This window comes from Aeromonas sp. DNP9, assembly GCF_001728955.1.
GTDB classification, from domain to species: Bacteria; Pseudomonadota; Gammaproteobacteria; order Enterobacterales; family Aeromonadaceae; genus Aeromonas; species Aeromonas veronii.
On record NZ_LYSQ01000007.1, the window covers coordinates 160,085 to 179,806 of the forward strand.

At 60.8% G+C, this 19,722-nt stretch carries 15 protein-coding genes; 8 read left to right on the forward strand and 7 right to left on the reverse strand.

Features of this window, described 5'->3' with window-relative positions:
• Positions 1-57: 57 nt before the first annotated feature.
• Positions 58-1,497, forward strand: coding sequence for a RimK family protein (locus A9G06_RS06935; protein WP_069554693.1), 1,440 nt, complete (start codon positions 58-60; stop codon positions 1,495-1,497).
• Between the two features lie 84 nt (positions 1,498-1,581).
• On the opposite strand, the gene A9G06_RS06940 is transcribed toward A9G06_RS06935, so the two are convergent.
• Both A9G06_RS06940 and A9G06_RS06945 read right to left on the reverse strand, forming a co-directional pair.
• Entirely contained in the window at positions 1,582-3,210 is a 1,629-nt protein-coding gene (locus A9G06_RS06940; protein WP_069554694.1) for an alpha-amylase family glycosyl hydrolase, read from the reverse strand.
• Between the two features lie 109 nt (positions 3,211-3,319).
• Complete coding sequence (locus A9G06_RS06945) at positions 3,320-5,287, reverse strand: TonB-dependent copper receptor (protein WP_069554695.1); 1,968 nt, start codon at positions 5,285-5,287, stop codon at positions 3,320-3,322.
• On the opposite strand from A9G06_RS06945, the gene A9G06_RS21880 reads away from it, so the two are divergent.
• A complete protein-coding gene (locus A9G06_RS21880) occupies positions 5,276-5,536 on the forward strand; it encodes a hypothetical protein (protein WP_127006022.1) in 261 nt (86 codons plus the stop codon). The genes A9G06_RS06945 and A9G06_RS21880 overlap by 12 nt on opposite strands.
• On the opposite strand, the gene A9G06_RS06950 is transcribed toward A9G06_RS21880, so the two are convergent.
• On the reverse strand, positions 5,533-5,790 hold the full coding sequence (locus A9G06_RS06950; protein ID WP_005335997.1) for a DUF2442 domain-containing protein: 258 nt from the start codon (positions 5,788-5,790) through the stop codon (positions 5,533-5,535). The genes A9G06_RS21880 and A9G06_RS06950 overlap by 4 nt on opposite strands.
• A 259-nt stretch (positions 5,791-6,049) precedes the next feature.
• On the opposite strand from A9G06_RS06950, the gene A9G06_RS06955 reads away from it, so the two are divergent.
• Entirely contained in the window at positions 6,050-8,014 is a 1,965-nt protein-coding gene (locus tag A9G06_RS06955) for an LTA synthase family protein (protein ID WP_069554696.1), read from the forward strand.
• 91 nt (positions 8,015-8,105) lie between these two features.
• On the opposite strand, the gene A9G06_RS06960 is transcribed toward A9G06_RS06955, so the two are convergent.
• Entirely contained in the window at positions 8,106-8,576 is a 471-nt protein-coding gene (locus A9G06_RS06960; protein WP_005336001.1) for an Lrp/AsnC family transcriptional regulator, read from the reverse strand.
• Between the two features lie 143 nt (positions 8,577-8,719).
• On the opposite strand from A9G06_RS06960, the gene A9G06_RS06965 reads away from it, so the two are divergent.
• A complete protein-coding gene (locus tag A9G06_RS06965; protein ID WP_069554697.1) occupies positions 8,720-9,238 on the forward strand; it encodes a cyclin-dependent kinase inhibitor 3 family protein in 519 nt (172 codons plus the stop codon).
• On the opposite strand, the gene metA is transcribed toward A9G06_RS06965, so the two are convergent.
• Positions 9,239-10,186: a homoserine O-succinyltransferase gene (metA, locus tag A9G06_RS06970; RefSeq protein WP_069554698.1), complete on the reverse strand. Its 948-nt coding sequence runs from the start codon at positions 10,184-10,186 to the stop codon at positions 9,239-9,241.
• A gap of 144 nt (positions 10,187-10,330) precedes the next feature.
• Here metA and A9G06_RS06975 point away from each other — a divergent pair, with 144 nt between their 5' ends.
• The 4 genes from A9G06_RS06975 (at position 10,331) to yidA (ending at position 15,613) form a co-directional block, all read left to right on the forward strand.
• Positions 10,331-11,569: a DUF3391 domain-containing protein gene (locus A9G06_RS06975; RefSeq protein WP_005336014.1), complete on the forward strand. Its 1,239-nt coding sequence runs from the start codon at positions 10,331-10,333 to the stop codon at positions 11,567-11,569.
• 53 nt (positions 11,570-11,622) lie between these two features.
• Positions 11,623-12,771, forward strand: a complete 1,149-nt coding sequence (locus A9G06_RS06980; protein ID WP_069554699.1) for a CinA family nicotinamide mononucleotide deamidase-related protein — start codon at positions 11,623-11,625, stop codon at positions 12,769-12,771.
• A gap of 250 nt (positions 12,772-13,021) precedes the next feature.
• Positions 13,022-14,689 carry a DUF342 domain-containing protein gene (locus A9G06_RS06985; RefSeq protein WP_069554707.1) on the forward strand — a complete coding sequence of 556 codons (1,668 nt, stop codon included), beginning with the start codon at positions 13,022-13,024 and terminating at the stop codon, positions 14,687-14,689.
• Between the two features lie 114 nt (positions 14,690-14,803).
• Positions 14,804-15,613 (forward strand): sugar-phosphatase, encoded by an 810-nt coding sequence (gene yidA, locus A9G06_RS06990; protein ID WP_005363212.1) that lies wholly within the window; start codon positions 14,804-14,806, stop codon positions 15,611-15,613.
• Between the two features lie 109 nt (positions 15,614-15,722).
• Here yidA and A9G06_RS06995 read toward each other — a convergent pair whose 3' ends face one another.
• Positions 15,723-18,806 (reverse strand): transglycosylase domain-containing protein, encoded by a 3,084-nt coding sequence (locus tag A9G06_RS06995; protein WP_069554700.1) that lies wholly within the window; start codon positions 18,804-18,806, stop codon positions 15,723-15,725.
• A 208-nt stretch (positions 18,807-19,014) separates the two neighbouring features.
• On the reverse strand, positions 19,015-19,332 hold the full coding sequence (gene tmaR / locus A9G06_RS07000; protein ID WP_005336024.1) for a PTS system regulator TmaR: 318 nt from the start codon (positions 19,330-19,332) through the stop codon (positions 19,015-19,017).
• Positions 19,333-19,722: the final 390 nt, after the last annotated feature.

Genomic DNA, 19,722 nt, shown 5'->3' on the forward strand with positions numbered 1-19,722 from the left:
TCGAAGCCCACTGGGGATCCTGCCTGTTCAGGCAGTCTGATCTGTGGAGCCGAAAATATGAGTACCTATGTCATCGTCGAAGAGCTGGGCGACTGGCCTTGCCATGCCGATTATCTGCTGACCGCCCGCACCTATCTGCAACATGGCGTGCCGACTACCGGCGGGAGGCCCCGCATCATCAACCTCTGCCGCAATCTGGAGCACCTGAGCGCAGGCTACTACTGCTCGCTGCTGGCCCAGGCCCGCGGCCACCACTGTCTGCCGGGTCTGCAGGCCATCAGCCGACTGCAACCCCAGCAGCCACCGGCCAAGCTGTGGCGCAAGGCGCAGGGATGGCTGGCCCAGCAGAGCGAGGATCGGATTCGAGTGCGCGCCATCTTCGGCCAGTGTGAACAGAGCGAGCTGGCGGGGCTGGCCCGCTACTACTATGGCCTGAGCCAGCTGCCGCTGCAGGAGCTGACCCTCAAGCGCGGCCGCCACGGCTGGTCGGTGCGCCAGCAGCAGAGCCTGTCGCCACTGGCGCTGAGCCCAAGCGAGAAAGAGCTGATGCTGCACCACGCTCAGGCGCTGGTGGGGACCGGTGACGAGGAGCAGGCGGCGCCGCTCTACCAGCTCGCCATTCTGGTGGATCCCGATGATGGCCGTGCCAGCAGTGACGGGCTGGCGCTGGAGCGCTTTATCCGGGCTGCCGCCGCGCAGGGGATCCGGGCCGAGATCCTGCCACCGTCCGCCATCGAGCGGCTGCCGGAGTTCGACACCCTCTGGCTGCGTGCCGAAACCGCGGTCGGCCACTACACCTTCGAATTTGCCCATCGCGCCGAACAGCTCAAGATGCCGGTGATCGACAGCTCCCGCGCCATCCTCGCCTGCAGCAACAAACTCTACCTCTACGAGCTGATGGTGCGCAGCGGCGTGCCCATGCCGCCCACCATGGTGGTGACCCGCCGCGGCCGCCACCATGTGGATGAGCTGGTGCAGCGGCTCGGCCTGCCGCTGATGGTGAAGGTGCCTGACGGGGCACAGGGGCGCGATCTCGCCATGGCCAGCGACGAGCAGCAGCTGGCCCGCCTGCTGGACGAGGGGCTGGGCCGCTCCGCCCTGCTCTTGGTGCAGAGCCGGATCCCCGCCGAGTTTGACTGGCGCATCGGCTTTCTCGACGGCTCGCCGCTGTTTGCCTGCCGCCGCTACCGACCCGAGCCCGGCAACCGCATCCGCCGCCGCAAACACCCCCTCGACATGAGCCGCATCGAGGCGCTGCCGCTTAACGAGGTGCCGGAGCGGGTACTGCAGACCGCTCGCCGCGCAGTGCATCAGCTCGGCAATGGCCTCTACGGGCTCGATTTGCGCCAGCAGGGGCGCGACTGCGTGCTGCTGGAGATCGTCGACAACCCCTGGATCCGCGGCGATATCGAAGACAAGGAGGCGCAGGATCTCTACGAGCGACTGGCCCGCGCCTTCCGCCAGCGGCTGGAAAACCGGGGCCAGAGCACCGCATAACCCCGCCATGACTTTGTCGCCCCCAATGACAGAGAGGGCCCCGCGATGGGGCCCTCTCTCATATCAAAGCGTGCTGCGGCTGACTTATTGCAGACGCAGGAAACGCCCGCTCAAGGGCGGTATCTCCACCGTCACACTGCTGCCACCGATAGCCAGACTCTCGCCGCTTTGCAGATCCACCAGCGCGCTGCCACTGCGCAGTTTGCCCGTAGGCAGGTTGTAGCTGAGCGCAGTGGTGGAGAGGTTGAGCAGATAGACTATCTGCTCCCCCGCCGTCTGCTTGATGTCACCATAGAGACTGCCCTCGGCCACCAGTTTGACTCGCTCTCCCTGATAGAGAGCGGGGTGCGCGGCACGCATCGCCAGCAGCTGGGCCATCCACTCTTTCAGCTCGGCCTGTTCGCTACTTGGCACAAAACCGGTGACAGCGGGCACCTTGCCATCGCTGCGGGCCACATGATCGTCGCACAAGCCCTGCGCTGCGCAGTCACCACCAACCTTGGCGGCAAAGCCCGGCACCTCGTCGCCAAACTCCTCGCCATAGTAGAAGGTGATGGGGCCGGAGCGGGCCGCCATAAAGCTGAAGGCTGCCTTGTGGCGCTGCCAGTACTCGGTCGACTTGAAGTTGCCGCGCTCCAGCAGATCACCAAAACGCACCAGATCGTGGTTGCCCAGCATCAGGTTCGGCATGGCATGATTCGGGTAGTTCTCCACCTTGTTCCAGCTGGCATCGAGCACGCTGGCCCCCTGCCCGCCCTTGCCGGACTCCTCCACCGCCAGCGCCTGCAGGATGCCGTAGCGCAACGGGAAGTCAAAGGCCGAGGAGAGCGCCGGATTGTCACTGCTGCCGTAAGCCTCGGCACGGATTTCGTCGGCACTCTTCCACACCTCGCCCACCATATAGCCTAGGGTGCCCCACTGCTGACCGGCAGCCTTGCGCGCTGCGCTGGCCTGCTCCACCTCGCTGCGAATGGCGCGCCAATCATCCAGCCCAAGCTGATAGGCCTGATCGAGGCGCCAGCCGTCGATGCCGTACTGCTCGACCCAATAGCGTGCCACCTCCTTGAAGTAGGCGAGGCTCTCCGGCTTGCTGTAATTCACCAGCTGGCCGGGATAACCCGCACCGCCGCTGGTGAGGGCTGGCAGACGCCCCTCTGGCGAGGGCTTGCTCACCCCCACCTTGTTGACGTGGCCAAACACCCCGTCGAGGAAGACATAGAGGCCGCGCTGGTGCGCTGCATCCACCAGCTGCTTGAGCTTGGCATTGCTGCCGAAGTTGGGGTCCACGGTGAAAAAGTCGCAGGCGAAGTAGCCGGTGGCATCGAGCTTGTTATCGCCGCCTTGCCCCGCGCAGGAGTCGAACACCGGGGTGAACCAGATAGCGTTGACGTTGAGACTCTTGATGTGGTCGAGACTGTCGATGATCCCCTGCAGATCGCCGTTGTGCTGGGAGGGGCCATAGCCAACGCCGTAGTTGGCGCTGCCGTCACCATCGGCAAACGACTCCACCATCACCTGATAGATGCGCAGGTTGCAGGCGGGTTGATCGTCGCCATAGCAGGCACGACTGGCCGTGGCGACCGGAGGGTGGGTGACCGGCGGATTCACGACGGGGGGAGCGCCCTCCCCACCTGAACTACCGCTGCCGCCGCAAGCGGCAAGTAACAGGGCGGCCCCGAGCAGGCCGCCATAGCGCAACGTTCCCTGTTTCATTGTTATGTTCCCGCTGTGAGAGCAAGCGTCTTATACGCCTGTTTTTCACCATGATAGCGATGCTCACACAGCGGTGTCTGTGACTGAAAACGTTATCTGACTCAACTGGTTAGAGCACACCTGCCGAGGCAAAGCGGTAGTTGACAGAGAGCCAGTAGGAGCGACCCGGCTCGGGGATGCGGCCGCTCTGCTCATAGCCCAACCCAGCCTGACTGGCGTGCACCGACTTGGAGAGGTGCTCGTAGTAGAAGGTGTCGAACAGGTTGTCTACCCCGGCCGAGAGCTGCCACCCCTTGGCAAACTGCCAGGCGCCGCTCAGGTTCATGGTGAAGAAGCCCGGAGTCTCCCCCTGATCCTGACCCGCAACGGTGCCGGAACCGACGTCCACCCTATCCTGCGCTGCCACCGCGCGCCCCAGCAGGGTGAAGTTCAGCGCCTCATTTGGCTGCCAGCCAAGGGCCAGCTTGCCATCGAGCGGTGGCATCTGGGCCAGTGGCTTGTTGTCGCTCTGGTTTTCGCCATAGACCACCGCCAGACCACCGTCGAGACGCCACTGCTCGGCAAACTGCCAGCGCCCCTCCAGCTCGCCACCGCGAGTCTGGGCATCGATATTGCGCACCTTGTTCGACTTGCTGTTGTAGAGCAGGTAATCCTTGATATCGGCGCTAAAGATAGAGAGGGTCAGGTCCAGCTCGCGACTGCGCAGGGCCAACCCAGCATCCCACTGGCGACTGCGCTCCGGGTTGAGGGTGAACGGGGTGCTGTCCTTGCTGCGTTCCCAGTAGTCCGGCGCACGCTCTGCCTGCCCCCAGGCCAGATAGCTGGACCAGCGTGGCGACCACTGATATTCGTAGCGGCCAAACCCGCTGTTAAGACTCAGGGTATCGCTGTAGATGGTCTGTTCACCGGCGCCATAACGGGTGGTCTCGACCCGATCCTGACGGTAACCCCCCTTGTAGCTGTGGGCCCCCTGCTGACGTCCCAGCTCGGCAAAGCCGCCCTGCTGCTCGAAACGCAGGGTGCGCTGGCGATCTTGCGTCGCATAATCGACGCCACCCCGGCTGCGGTGCTGATCCCGGTTGCTGTCGAACCCGGCGGTCAGCAACCAGTCGGCAGGCAAGGCGATGTCGTTGGCCCAGCGACCGCCGGTGTTGCGGCGATCCGGGTTGGAGAGCATCTTCATGCCGCTGTTTGGCCGCAGGCTGAAGTTGTCCATGATGTGGTCTATGTAGTTGTCCCACAGGGTCAGCTCGCTGCGCTGCCAGTGAGTGGTGATCTGCTCCTGCTTGAGCTTCAGCCCGAAGGATTCGCGATCAAACATGGGGCCATCCATGGTGCGGTCCGCATAGGCGGCGCGGGCATTGCTACGCTCGGCGGTCAGTTCCAGCCAGGTGTGCTCCCCCGGCGTCCAGCCCAGCTGGGCGGTGCCGTTCTCGCGGCGATAGAAAGATCGCACCTTGTTACCGTGACCATCGCGGTAATCGTCGCTGTCGGAGTGGGTGAACTGACCGCGCAGATAGCCATCAGTCGAACCCGCCGTCATATCCACCATCTGATCATCGCGGCCGAAGCTGCCAAAGAGGGCCGAGGCATCGGCCTTGAGGCCCGGTGCGGTGAACTCGGGTCTGTCCCGCTCGAACAGCACGGTTCCCGCCAGGGTGGCACCCTGCTCGAGGGATTGCGGCCCCTTCAGCACCCGGATCCGGTCAAAGGATTGGGGGAACACGTAGGCCGTGGGCGGGTCCATCCGGCCGCCACAGCCACCGGCCAGCATGCCGCCATCCATCTGCACGTTGAGGCGGGACATCCCCATTCCCCGCAGTACAGGGTCGCCACCGAGCCCCCCTTTGCGCACCATGCTCATGCCGGTGACATTCTTCAGATAACCGGCGCCGTCGGCAGCGGGCATGGGGGAACCGGGCTTCTTGGGATCCAGTGTCACCTCCAGGGTGCTGGCGGGGCGGGTTGCCACCACCACCATGGGATCCAGCTGTTGCACCGATTCCTGACCGGCAGCGCCGTGACAGGCGAGTCCACCAACCAGCAGGGCAAGGGGTGTGCGCATATGACAAGCCATACATTTTCCTTATGTATTTGTTTGTTTTGTTATTTTCATTCAACCAATCAAACCTTTCAGCAAGGGAAAGGTTTGCCGTCAGGCCGCAAAAAAGGCCTGCGGCGCGAAAGCGGCAAGCCTCTGTCAGGTGAAGCGAAGGCAAGTTGGCAAAATGTTGCGCAGGTTTTACCCAAGTTGGCTCAGAAAGGCAAACGGGCAAACATTCCAGCAACAGGAATCTGGCGTTGGCTCACAAAAAATGGGGATTAGCTGAAGGCCTCCCGCTCATCGATGGGAGAGATGAGGTGATAGACCTCATGAGCGGATAGCGTGCAGCCAACAGGCCACTCCAGCTGGTGGTGACGGTTGATGAAGACCCGGGCGCAGTGACGCTCGCTCTCAAGCTTTGCAAACAGCGGCTGGGTTCGCCAGGGGGTCAGATCCAGCACACCCGTGGTGCCATCCGATAACACCAGAAACAGGCGCCATCCCCGCACATACTCGACATCGATAAAGACCGGCATCCCTTCGGCTCCGATTGAGATAATTCGCGGCAATTATAAACACCAGCGCTCCATCCATACACGCTGTGGCTCACATTTTACCCAGCAGATTATGCTGTGCTCATTAGTGGCGCGACATCACATTTTTAGATGACAAATGTGTTAATGCCGACTTTTAACAAACTTGAATGCAACCTTAACCAATTCGTTCTGTCATAACCTCACAACAACTAAAAAAACGTCTGTGGACAGACGTTTAGAGTCTCATTCAGGAACAAACATGACAGATCTAAAACAGCGACTCGGCCCGTTCTGGCCCTTCGCCGTCTTCTGCGCGCTCGCGCTTTTTTCTCTCTCTTTCAGCCGAATCGCCCTCGGTCTCTGGCAACTGGAACGGGTGGATGCCGTGGCCGGTTGGCAGGAGATGCTGCTGCAAGGGATCCGGGTCGACTTTGCAACCCTCTGCTGGGTCTGGGGTGTCCCCGCCATGCTCACTCTGCTGCTGGCAGGCCCCCATGCCATCGGCCGGGGCTGGCTGCAACTGATACGCGTCTGGCTGACCGTCGGACTCTGGCTGATGCTGTTCCTCGAGATCTCCACCCCCTCGTTTGTCACCGAATATGGCGTGCGTCCCAACCGTCTCTATGTGGAGTACCTCATCTATCCGAAAGAGGTCTTCGCCATGCTGTGGGCGGGCCGCAAAGCCGAGCTGCTGCTGGCGTTACTCTTCAGTGGCGCCGTGCTGACCGGCGGTTGGTGGCTGAGCGGCCGTCTGGTGCATGGCCTCAGCTTCCCCCGCTGGTATCTGCGTCCGGCCTTCGCCCTGCTCATTCTGGCCATAGGTTTTCTCGGTGCCCGCTCCAGTCTCGGCCACCGCGCCCTGAACCCGGCCATGGTCGCCTTTGCCGAGGATCCGCTGGTCAACTCGCTCACCGTCAATTCCGCCTACTCCCTCTTCTTTGCCATCAAACAGATGGGCGCCGAGGAGGATGCTGGCCAGTTTTACGGCGAGATGCCCCCTCAGAAGGTGCTCGAGGTCATGCGCAAGGAGAGTGGCCGTCCGGCCAGTGATTTCAACTCCGATCTGCTGCCCAGCCAGACCTTCAACGAGGCGAGCTTCCAGGGTAAACCGAAGAATCTGGTGATCCTGCTGCAGGAGAGTCTGGGTGCCCAGTTTGTCGGTTCCCTCGGCGGCCTGCCGCTTACCCCCAACATCGACGCCCTGTCGCAGCAGGGCTGGGCCTTCGAGCAGCTCTACGCCACCGGCACCCGCTCGGTGCGCGGTATCGAGGCGGTACTGACCGGCTTCACGCCGACCCCGGCACAGGCGGTGGTCAAACTCGGCAAGAGCCAGACCAACTTCTTCACCATCGCGGATCTGCTCAAACAGCGGGGTTATGACACCAGCTTTATTTATGGCGGCGAGAGTCACTTCGACAACATGCGCAGCTTCTTCCTCGGCAACGGCTTCACCACCATCGTCGAGCAGAAGGATTTCGACAATCCGGTGTTCAAGGGCTCCTGGGGCGCCTCCGATGAGGATCTGATGGCCAAGGCCGACGAGACCTTCAAGGCGCTGCACAAAGAGGGCAAACCCTTCTTCAGTCTGGTATTCAGCTCCAGCAATCACGATCCGTTCGAATTCCCGGACAACCGCATCGAACTGTTCGAGCAGCCCAAGCAGACCCGCAACAACGCAGCCAAGTATGCGGATTACGCCATCGGCGAGTTCTTCAAGAGGGCGAAACAGTCCGAATACTGGCAGGACACCCTGTTCCTGGTCATCGCCGACCACGACAGCCGGGTCGGTGGCGCCAGTCTGGTGCCCATTCCCCGCTTCCATATCCCCGGCGTCATTGTGGGTGACGGCATTGCACCGAGAAAAGATCCGCGCGTCGTCAGCCAGATCGATATGGCGCCGACCCTGCTCTCACTGATGGGGATCAGTGCCGACTACCCCATGCTCGGCAAGGATCTGACCCGCATGCCCGCCGACTGGCCGGGGCGCGCCATCATGCAATACGACAAGAACTTCGCCCTGATGCGCGGCAAGGATGTGGTAATCCTGCAACCGGAGCGGGCGGCGGAAGGCTATGTCTACGACAATGCCAGCGAGAAGTTGACCCTTGCGGCGCAGCCGGACACCTTGAAGGAAGATGCCCTTGGTCTGGCCCTGTGGGGCAGCATGGCCTATCAGAAGAGTCTCTATCAGACGGCCAAGGATGAACGCACCGCCGCCAATTGAGCACCCCGTGCAGATTCAACCCATAGCAGAATAGAAAAAACCGCCAGCTGGCGGTTTTTTCCATCTATCCATACCGTCGGCCCACTGGCCGTTATGGCTGGGGAAAGCAGGGAAGGGAGCGACTGAACTTGTGCTCGAATACCAGCGAGGTTTCGAGGTGCACCACCTCTTCGCGGGAGGTGAAGTGATCGAAGACGAAGTTGCGCAGGTGCTCGGTATCGGAAACACAGAGGTGCACCAGAAAATCATCCTTGCCCCCCATGTGGAACAGGCTGATCACTTCGGGCAGCGCCAGAATGGCATCGCGGAAGGCATCGATGATCTGGCGGCTGTGGCGGGCCAGCTGCAGGGAGACCATGGCCTGAATGTGGCCACCGAGGGCCTGATAATCCACTTCGCAGTGCGCTCCCTTGAGCACGCCATCCTGCTGCAGCTTGCGCACCCGCTCCAGACAGGTGGAGGGGGCAACGCCCACCAGCGCGGCCAGATCCTTGTTGGTCATGCCCGCATCCCGAAACAGATGGGCCAGGATATCCAAATCCAGTTGATCCAGGTTTCTCATCTTAACTCCTTGAACCGCTCAATTTTTTAGACTCTGCCCGTAAATCGGGGCAAACACAACGGCCATTGACATCCCCCCTGCCCCGCCTATCCTTGGCGCCATTCACCGGTCGCAGCCCTGCGGCCACCACGCGAGGATCCGCCATGCACCCGTATCACCCCTTCTGGAGCCTTGAGGTTCCCCGTGTCGACGGTCAGCTGCTGCTGACCCCCTGCCCCGGCACCCAGCAGGTGCCGCTGACCCTGGCGCTCGATCAACTGCGGTTGGCCGGTGCCCACGGAGTAGTGACCCTGATGACAAGCGCCGAATTGATCCGACTCGAACTGGCGCAGTTCGGCCAGCAGGTCGAACACGAAGGGATGCGCTGGTTTCATCTGCCCATCGAGGATGATCTGGCCCCCGACACCGACTTCGAGGCTGCCTGGCAACAGACGCTGCCGCAGCTGCGCGAGCTGCTGGGGGATGGCAAACATCTGGTCATCCACTGCAAAGGGGGCAGCGGTCGTACCGGTCTGGTCGCCGCCGCGCTGCTGATGACCCTCGGCCAGCCACAGCAAGAGGCGATGGCCGCCATCAAGTCCCACAGACCCAAGGCGTTTACCCTGGCCTGCCACCGCCAATGGCTCGACCAGCTGGCCGAGCGGCTGGCGCAGGGCGGCTGACTACTTGCCTCCCTGGTCGTAGGTAAAGACCTTGCCGATATCTTCCACCCGATAGCTGGTGAGCTGATAGACGTAGTAGTTGAGCCAGTTGGCAAACAACAGATGACCGTGGCTGCGCCAGCTGGCGTGCGGGGTCTTGCCCGGATCGTTATTCGGGTAGTAGTTGACCGGAATGGTCGGTTCGAGCCCTGCCGCCAGATCCCGCTGATACTCCCCGTCCAGCGTCAGGGCATCGTACTCCGGGTGCCCGGTGACAAACACCTGACGACAATCCTTGGTCGCCGCCAGATAGACCCCCGCCTCTTCTGACTCGGCAAAAATCTGCAAGTCGGTCTGGGCACGGATCAGATCGCCATCAAACGCCGCGTAACGGGAGTGGGGGGCGACAAACTCGTCATCGAAACCGCGCAGCAGCGGCTCGTGCTCATCGAGGCGATGGTGGCGGTAAACCCCGGAGAGCTTCTCGCCGTGGGTCTGCTTCTCCATACCATACAAGGCTTTCAGCGCCGCCTGCACCGCCCAGCAGAGGAACAGGGTGGAGGTGACATGCTGATGGGACCACTCGATGATCTCGACGATGCGCGGCCAGTAGACCACCTCCTCGAACTCCACCAGCCCGAGCGGCGCCCCTGTGATGATCATGCCGTCGTAGTTGTTGCCACGCACCTGCTCGAAGTCGTGATAGAAGTTCTCCAGATGCGCCTGCGGCGTGTTCTTTGACTCCCTGTCATCGATGCGCAGCAGATCCACATCCACCTGCAGCGGCGAGTTGGAGAGCATCCGCATCAGCTGGATCTCGGTCTCAATCTTCTTTGGCATCAGGTTGAGGATGAGCACCCGCAGCGGACGGATGTTCTGGGTGACGGCCCGGGATTCCGTCATCACGAAGATGTTCTCCTGCCCCAGCACTTCGGCGGCGGGTAACTGATCCGGGATCTTGATCGGCATGCTTACTCCCTGTACTGCATCGGTAAATATGTCTGGACATCCAGAAGCCTATAATAAAGCTCCAGCCCTGTCATCAGATACCTTTTGTATTCACCCCCGCCTTTGACTAGCATACGGCTCAGTGTGTCTCCTGCTTCCAAGATAATGACCGGTATCAAGATTTCCGTAGATCGACTGCAAGTCGGCAACTATGTATCCCTGCCACTGGGGTGGCGCGAACACCCGTTCCTGTTTTCCAGCTTCAAGATCAAAAGTGAAGAAGAGATCGAGCTGATCCGCCGTCTCGGCCTGAAACTGGTCACCATCATTCCCGACAAGAGCGATGTTCCGCCCAAGCCCCTCAATCAGGTACAGCCTCAGCAACAAGAGAGCGCAGACGCCGCCCAGCGCCAGGCCCAGATGCAGCAGGAGAAGGATCGCCGCATCGAGCAGTTGCAACTCTATCGCCGCAACCTGCAGCAGTGCGAGAAGCAGTTCCAGCAGTCGCTGGCGCAGGTGCGCAGCGTGATGAGCAAGATCCAGTCTCGCCCCCTCAATGCCATCGGCGAGGCGCAGGAGCTGGTCAATGCCATGACCGAGCAACTGCTCTCGGTGGACGAAATGGTGCTGCACCTGGTCTCCGACAGCGAGGATGGCAACAACCTCTACTTCCACTCCCTCAATGTGAGCGTGCTCAGCATGCTGCTGGCCAAGGAGTGCTGCATGACGGCCGACGAGATCCGTCAGGTCGGCATGGGGGCCCTATTCCACGACATCGGTAAATTGAAGATCCCGAGCCAGATCCTGCGCAAGACCGAGCCGCTGACCAAGCCGGAGCAGAATCTGATGGCCCAGCACCCGCGCTACGGGCTGGATCTGCTCAATCTGGCCAAGGATTTCCCGGCCGAGGCGAAGGGGATCGTGCTCCATCACCACGAATATCTCGATGGCAGCGGGCCGGAAGGGCTCAAGGGTGGCCAGCTCGATCCGCTGACCCAGATGGTGTCGCTGATCAACGAGTACGATAACCTCTGCCACATGCAGGCCAAGGTGCCCTACTCGGCCCTGAGCGGCCTCTACAAGCAGCGCAAGGCGCAGTTCAATCCGGAGTACCTCAGCATGCTGATCCGGTTGATGGGGATTTATCCCCCCGGCAGCGTGGTGCAACTCTCCAACGGTCAGGTGGGGCTGGTAATGTCGGTCAACGCTTCCCGCCTGCTCTACCCCTCGGTGCTGGTCTACGATCCGCGCATTCCCCGGCAGGAAGCCGCCATCATCGACCTGCAGCAAGCCGAACTGTCGATCGCCAAGGTGATCCACCCCAAACGGCTGCCGCCCGCCGTGTTCGAGTACCTCAATCCGCGTACCCGGATCAGCTACTACTTCGAGCACAACAAAGCCTGATTGTGTTGGCCCGAGGCCAACCGTTGCTACCCGTTGCACCCAAGGAGCCCGCCATGCGTATCGAGATCATCAGTACCGGAGACGAAATTGTGACGGGTCTGGTGGTGGATACCAACGCGGCCTGGCTCAGCGCTCTGCTGCTGGAGCAGGGCTGGCAGGTGCGCCGTCGCCTGACGGTGGGGGACAACCTCGCCGACCTGAAAACGGTGCTGCAAGAGAGTGTCAGCCGCGCCGAGGTGGTGCTGGTGTGTGGCGGACTCGGGCCCACCGCCGACGACCTCACCGCTCAGGCTGCTGCCGAGGCCTTTGACCAGCCGCTCACCCTCTTCCCCGACTGGCTCGCTACCATCGAAGCGCGCTACGCCAGCCGTGGCCGCCCCATGGCACAAAGCAATGCCAAACAGGCATGGCTGCCACAGGGGTGCGAGATCCTCGACAACCCGGTCGGCACCGCCTGCGGCTTTGTGGTGCGAAGTGGCCAGAGCCAGCTCTTCTTCACCCCGGGCGTGCCGTTCGAATTCAAGCAGATGGTACGCGAGCAAATTCTGCCGCGCCTCAAACAGCTGGCCGGTGCGCAGATCGATACCGAGCTGCGTCGCTTTTACACCTTCGGCGTCTCGGAGTCGGCACTCAGCGATATGCTGGATGCCGAACCCTGGCCAACTGGTATTGAGCTGGGTTACCGCTCCTCCATGCCCCTTATCGAGCTGAAACTGATCGGCCACGGCGCCAGTGCCGCTGACATGGAGAGTGCAGAGCGCCGACTGCTGGATACGATCCGCCCCTGGCTGGTTGGCAGCGGAGATACGGAACCGGCGCAGCAGATCCTCGCGCAGCTGCAAGGCAAACCGCTGGCTCTGCTGGAGGGAGAGAGTGGCGGCGCCCTGCTGGCGCTTTGTCACGGCCATCCCCGGCTGGAGGCCAACTTCAGTACACAACTGGCCGATGAGCTGGCGCAACTGCCGACAACCGATGCGGGCCTGCAACTGACCATAGGGCGAGAGGGGCCAGAGGGGGTGCCACTGCTGCTCAGCGCCGATGGCATGCACATCGGTCAGACGGTCAAGGTCAGCCACCCCGACCCGGAGAGCCGCCGCAAGATCCTCGCCTTTGCCGCCCTCGACATGCTGCGCCGCCATATGCAGGGGGAGCCGGTGCTCGGCGATTACCTCACCCTGGCCAGAACAGCCCAGCGCAGCTGATAACCACCGCCCCTACCAGCGACCCTCTGTTGCTGGCACTGCGATCCGCCTTTTCGCACCATTGCCAAACAGCACCCATATTTATCCGGCCGCCATCACCGATTTGACTTCAATTCATTGACCATTCAGAGGAAATATCTGAATACTGCCCACTCTCAGGGTTGGTGACTCGCTTTATTAATCATTGAGAGATTAAATGACAGTAGAGGAGCGAGCCGATCGCTCCGTTCTGATCCAGCAAGGAGATGCGGTGTTAAGCAAAGAGTGGTTGCTGCTATCAAGCGATATGGAACTGGTCTGCCTGCGGATTGCCGCCGGTCTCACCAAACCTGTCACGGAACAGGATGTGCAGGCTCTGCTGCTCGCTTCCAACTGTCGCCGCTATCAGCCGCTGCCCGAGGGGATCAAACAGGCTATCAGCCTGCTCAATACCCTGCTCACCAACCCTGCCGCCCCCGTCCCCGCCAACCCCATCCCTGTCGGCAAGCGTCAGGATGCCCGACTCGCCGTAATAGTGGAGAAGGATCGCATGAGCGCCATCGCCCAGATCACTGCCGACTGGGGTGGCAAGTATGTGACGCTGGAACAGTTGAAAGAGGCGATCGCCATCAGCGAAATCAAACAGGGGGTGAGTGAGCAACTGCTCACCGCTGCCATCCAGTCAGCCAAGGAGGCCGCCCCCGGCAGTCAGCTCAAGCTGGTGATTGCCAACGGCCAGCCTGCCGTCAATGGTCAGGACACTCGCTATGAGCGGCTGGTGGAGACACCGGCCGAACGGATCCTCAAACCGCAGGAGTTGGGGCATGGCAAGGTCGACCTGCGGGATCTCGGCTCCATCGTCACCGTCAAGGCCGGTGCTCCGCTGATGCGCCGTCATCCGGCCACCGTCGGGGTGCCCGGTTTTACCGTGACCGGTCAGGATCTGCCCGCCAAAGATGGCAAAGACAGCCCGATGAGTGCTGGCGAGGGCACCTTCATCTCCCCCGACGATCCCGACCTGCTGATTGCCGGTCGGGCTGGCCTGCCCTGTCAGGAGAAAGCAGGCATGAAGGTGGACGAGGTGCTCAGCGTAAAACAGGTGGATGCCCGCCACGGCCACATTGATTTTGAAGGGGGCTTAATCGTCAGCGGCGACGTCAACCCGGGCATGAAGATCAGGGTCAGCGGTGACATCGTGATTGGCGGCTTTATCGAAGGGGGCTGGATCGAGGCTGGGGGCAGCATCACGGTACGCCACGGCATCATTGGCCGCCGCAACGAGCAGGGAGAGTACCTTTGCCAACTCAATGCGCAGGGGGAGATCCACGCCAGCTACGCCCAGTATGCCCAGCTGGAAGCGGGGGGGGATATCCAGATCCAGAGCCAGCTCAGCCACTGCTACTCCCGCAGCGGACAAGATATCAAGGTGGGTGATAGCAACATGCGCAAAGGCACTCTGCTGGGGGGCACCAGCATTGCCAATCGCCTGATCATGGCCCCCAACCTGGGGGCCGAGGCCGCCAACCATACCCGGCTGCAGATCCTCGGCGGCTACTTCACCCACAAGGAGCAGGAACACCAGCTCAAGCTGCGCCAGCAGGCGTGTCAGGCCCAGCTGGAGAAAATCAAGGAGCTGGTCATGAAGTTGCTGCAACTGCCCGGCGACAAGCGCAATCCGGATACCCTGCGCAAGCTCAAACCGATCCGGGACCATCAGCTGGCCGAACTGGCCCAGCTCGATGAGCAGCTCACCGCCAACCAGGAGGAGCTGCGAAACTTGATGGCTCAGATGGAGGTCATTGCCACCCAGCACCTCTACTCCGGCATCGAGGTCGAGATGGCCAGCTTCAAACGCAAAGTTACCATCACCCGAGGCCCTACCCGCCTGACCATCCATGATGAAACCCTCGAGATGACCCCTTACGAGGGACACAAATAGCTCAACCGGCACGGCCCCATCGCTGAACCGGCCGTGATCCCGCCGCCGATTTTCGCTACACTCGCCACTTCCTTGGCCCCACCGGGCGGGCCACCCAGACTCAGGTAGTGAGAGATGTACAAGCTGATCGCATTGGATATGGATGGCACCCTGCTCAACCCGCAGGGCCAGATTACTCCCCGCACCCACGCCGCCATCAGTGCCGCGCGCGCCAAAGGGGTAACCGTTGTGCTGGCCTCCGGCCGCCCGCTGGAAGGGATGAGCCGCTATCTGGAAGAGCTCGGCCTCACCACAGAGCATGACTACGTCATCTGCTACAACGGCGCCCTGGTGCAGCAGGTGGCCGATCAGCGCATCATCCGCAGCCAGCTGCTGACCGGCAGTGACGCCAGCGCCGTCGCCAAACTGGCTGACGAGCTGGAGGTGAACGTCCATGGTTTCTCGGTCACCCAGGGCCTCATCAGTCCCCGTGTCAGCACCTACACCGAGCACGAATCTCGCCTGATCGGCATGCCGATCAATCTGATCGACTTCGCTACCCTGCCTGCCGATGAGCAGATCATGAAGGTGATGATGATCGACGAGCCGCCCCAGCTCTCCCGCGCCATCGAGCGCCTGCCTGCAGAGCTCTATGAGCGCTATACCGTGGTACAAAGTGCCCCCTTCTTCCTCGAGTTCATGAACAAGCAGAGCAACAAGGGAACCGGCGTGGCCGCACTGGCCGAGCACTTGGGCCTGACCGCCGATCAGGTGATCTGCGTCGGGGATGCGGGCAACGATCGCCACATGATCGAGTACGCGGGTCTCGGGGTTGCGATGGGCAATGCCACCGACGAGATCAAGGCTCTCGCCCAGCACACCACTGCCCGCAACGATGAAGATGGCGTGGCTCAGGTGATCGAGCAGTTCGTACTGAACGCCTGATCGCAATCGAGCGCCGCTGCGCCCGATAAGGAAATAAAAACGGGGAGGCTGTCAGCCTCCCCGTTTTTTCTGGTCAGTTATCTGCGTGATGAGCGGTAATTCGCTCGCATCACTGGTTCGCCAGACACTGGGTATGGGAGCCCGGTTGCAGGTAAGGCGTCAGCAGGGGAGCCATCCCCTTGAGCACCTGCACCGGCAACGCCGAGGTGAAGCGGAACTTGTCAGACTGGCTACCCGGTACATAAGCGGTCAGAGTACCGAAGTGATCCTCACCCAGATAGAAGACGAAGGTCGCGGTGCGGTTGCGCGCCAGCGAGCTGGTCACGTTGCCATAACGGCCCACTGTTTCAATCCGGTTATCCCCGGTCCCGGTCTTGCCCCCCATCTGCAGCACAGTGCCATCCGGTAGGGTAAAGGCACCGGCGATACGTCTTGCCGTGCCCCCTTCAACGACCTTGGAGAGCGCACTGCGCAGTGCTGCCGCCACCTCTGCCGGCATCACCCGGGTTCCCTCGGTGTGCTGCGGCTCAAACTCGGTCTCGAAGGGCGTCCCCTTGGCGAACGAGAGGTGCTCGATACGCAAGGTTGGCGAGCGGATACCGCCATTCTGGATAATCCCCATCAGCTCGGCCAGTGCTGCCGGGCGGTCACCGGAGCTACCCAACGCGGTCGCCAGCGAAGGCACCAGATGGTCGAACGGATAACCGAGCTTGGCCCAGCGCTGATGGATATCGAGGAACGCTTCCACCTCCAGCATGGTGCGGATCCGGCTGTCACGGGCACTGCGATGACGGGTCTTGAACAGCCAGCTGTAGACCTCCTGCCGCTCGTCACGACTGGCCGCCACCGCGTCGGCAAAGGTCGCCTTGTCGAACTCCTTGAGATAGGCCAGCAACCACAGCTCCAGCGGGTGAACCCGGGCGATATAGCCCTGATCCGGCAGTGAATACTTGCCCGGGCCATAGCTGACATAGAGCTGATTGATCCGCTTCGCACTCAACTTCTCCCGCGGCAACCGCTCCGCCAAGAAGGCAGCAAAAGCCGCTTCGCTGGCTTCCGGCATCAGGTAGCGGTGAACCGCCGCCAGACGTACCGCACTCGGCTTGAGACCATCGAGGAAGGTATCGATCTGCTCCTCGGGGGTCTTGCCGCGATATTTTCGCCAGAAGCGCAGCAGATAGGTCTGGCCCTCTTTGTCGGCAAATTTAGCCAGATACTCCTGACGACGAGGATCCTTGTCATCCTTGAGCAACTGGGCACGGTTGCCCTCCTTGTAGAGGCTGTAGCGCACAATATCGCGCATCAGCCGCACAAAGGGCAGGTTGATGGACTCGCGCAGCGCATCTCGGATGGGGGGAATACGCCCATTATCCTCGCGGCGGAAGTTGTTGAAGGTGTGCATGCCACCACCGGTAAAGAACCCTTCGTTGGGGCTGGCGGAGTATTTGCGATCCAGCGCCGCTTCCAGCATCACAGGCAGGCTCTTGTCCTGAGCCGTCATCAGATAGGAGATGGCCCAGCGGCTGAGGTTGTCCTGAGAGACGGCAGCCAATTTACGCAGATTCTCGACCGGCATCCCGGCATAGTTGTCGTGCAGCTCAGCCACGATCTCCAGATAGGTAGTCAGCACCCGCAACTTGGCGGTTGAGCCCAACTCCAGCTTGGAGCCTTCGTTGATATCGAACGGCTGATCGGTGTTGTCGGTCTGTACCCGCACCTTGAACCCATCCGGCGACTTCTCGAACAGGGTGAAGCTGTAGCGCACATCGCCGGTCTTCTCCGGCGAGAGCAGGCGCTCACCAAACAGTCCCACCTGAGCGGCAAACGTCGGGTCGGCCAGCTGTTGCAGATAACGGGAGATTTCGTTCTGCAGCGGCATGTTGAGGCTGGTATCGGCGGTCAGATCCATCCGGTCAAGGTCATAGAGCTGCACCCCGAGCTGACGGCTCAGGCGAGTACGGGCAACCTGCAACCCCTTGTTATTGTTCACCCGGGTGATAGCCGGGGACTGCAGGAAGTCCCGGAACGTAATCTTGGCCTTGAGCGCCGCCTCCATCAGAGGTGGCGTGATCATCCCCTCCTGCACAAACAGGCGCAGGTAGCTGTCGGTCAGGGTAGCCAGCGCCTCTCGCCCCTGAGCCAGATAGTAAGAGGGACGGCGGTGCGCAATCATCAAAGAGACAACCTGACGCAGGGCAAGTCCCTGTTCGGCCAGCGGTGCGTTCTGGTTGCGGGCGGGGTCCAGCAGACGGTTCACGTCATCGACATTGGCACCAAACCAGACCCAGAGACCATCCCCCAAACCATGCACCTCACCATATCCCGGCGCAGCCGAGAGCGGTACCGAGTTGAGGTAGGCCCAGGCGACCAGCTTGCGCGCTTCGAGGGTTTCCGGCCCGAGACGATAGGCCCGCACGCTGGCAGAGGCCATCTGACGGATCTTCTCGGTCGGCGACAGGGTCAGGCCATCCGGCGAGTGGCGATACTTCTCCACCTGGGTCGCCAGGGTACTGCCACCGGCAGATTGATCCTGCATATCGAGCGCCTTGCCCACTTGAGAGAGCGCGGCCTTGGCAAAACGGGGCCAGTCGACTGCCGGGTTGGCCAGCGGCTCTTCGTTGCTCAGCAAGTCGCGGTTCTCGATAAAGAGCAGCGACTGGATGACGAGCGGCGGAATGGAGTCAAAATCCGGATAGTGATGGGTCGGATACTTGAATTGATAGAAAGGTTCTGCGCGGCAATCGTGCAACGTCAGGCCAGCCTGCACCTTCTCGGTATAGGGCACGAAGAAGCCTCGACTGGCGTAGTCATAGAGCGCGTCGGAGAAATGCACCTGCTTGCTGACTTCATAGCCCCGCTGAAGCAAACGCTCCTGCATCATCGGCAGTTGCACATAGCCGAGCCGCTTGTCGAATGGGCCATCCTCAGGGAAGGCGATCTGCTTGCTCTGGCCAGGCTCGACCTGATAGGTGAGCTTGGCGGCATAGCGGGAAATCTCCTGAGATTGCAGCTTCGAGGTTTTCATCTCATAGCCAACCAGAGCGATCACCGCCCCCAGGCACAATAAAAAGAGAAAACAGAACAGCCAACGCCACCATGGACGACGCTTGCGCTTTGGGTTCCCGTCCGAGGTCTGGACAGATGAATCTTGAGATGCCACTTGTGTCAAATCCGTCTGTTCTGATGCGCCCATATCAGCCCCACCATGGTTGCGCAATTTATTGTGTTTCACTCAAGCTTAGTCTTTTCAAGTCAATGGCTTGAAACTATTGACCGCTTTGTGGTGATGGTAACAGGGCAATTCTAAAAAGGGGAGCCGATTGTTGCAGGAGTGGCAGAGATCCGAGCTGATAACAAAACACCGGCCAGTGGCCGGTGTCTCTTAAGCGAAAGCTGAACGCTTATTTGTGAGAGCTCATGCCCTTCAGTTTGGTGCTCAGCTCTTTACGCTCTTTGGAGAGCTCGGCGTTCTTGATGATGTGGTCATCCACGCGCTCTTCATAGTCGGCACGCATGTTGGCGATGATCGCCTGTACATCATCAATGCTCATGCCCGGCTTGATGTAGTCGCTCAGGTTGTCGAGCAGCAGCACGCGCTTCTGGTTGTCACGGATCTTCTTCTCGTTATCCGCAATTTCACGCTTGAGTTTGTTCTGGCGACGGGACATACGCACATATTCCAATACATCGCTAAAGGTGGACTTGTTTACTTGTTCCATATCGATACCACTGACTTAAGGTTGATAAAAACTGGCCAAGTTACACCTGGAGCCCGACACACTCGGCGCGGGACAGGCAAACTCAAGATGCCCTTACTCTACCGAGTTATAAACGAGATACAACCCTAATCGCGTACCATGAACAGAGTTTGACCAAAAGTAAACCAGTTAAAATGGTTAGCAATCCATCAGATAAGAGCTTGATATATATAAAATAGAGGAAATGCCAGGGTTTTAGTTCTCTTCCTGCAGATAAATGCTAACTCTGGCTGTTTAACACGCTAAAGACACCAAAACCCGGTCGTGAGACTGGGCTTTGTGTTGGTTCCGGTGTGCAACCATCGCGGGAAGTTGGCAAAAACCGTCCATAGCAAAAAGGCCTTCCCATCA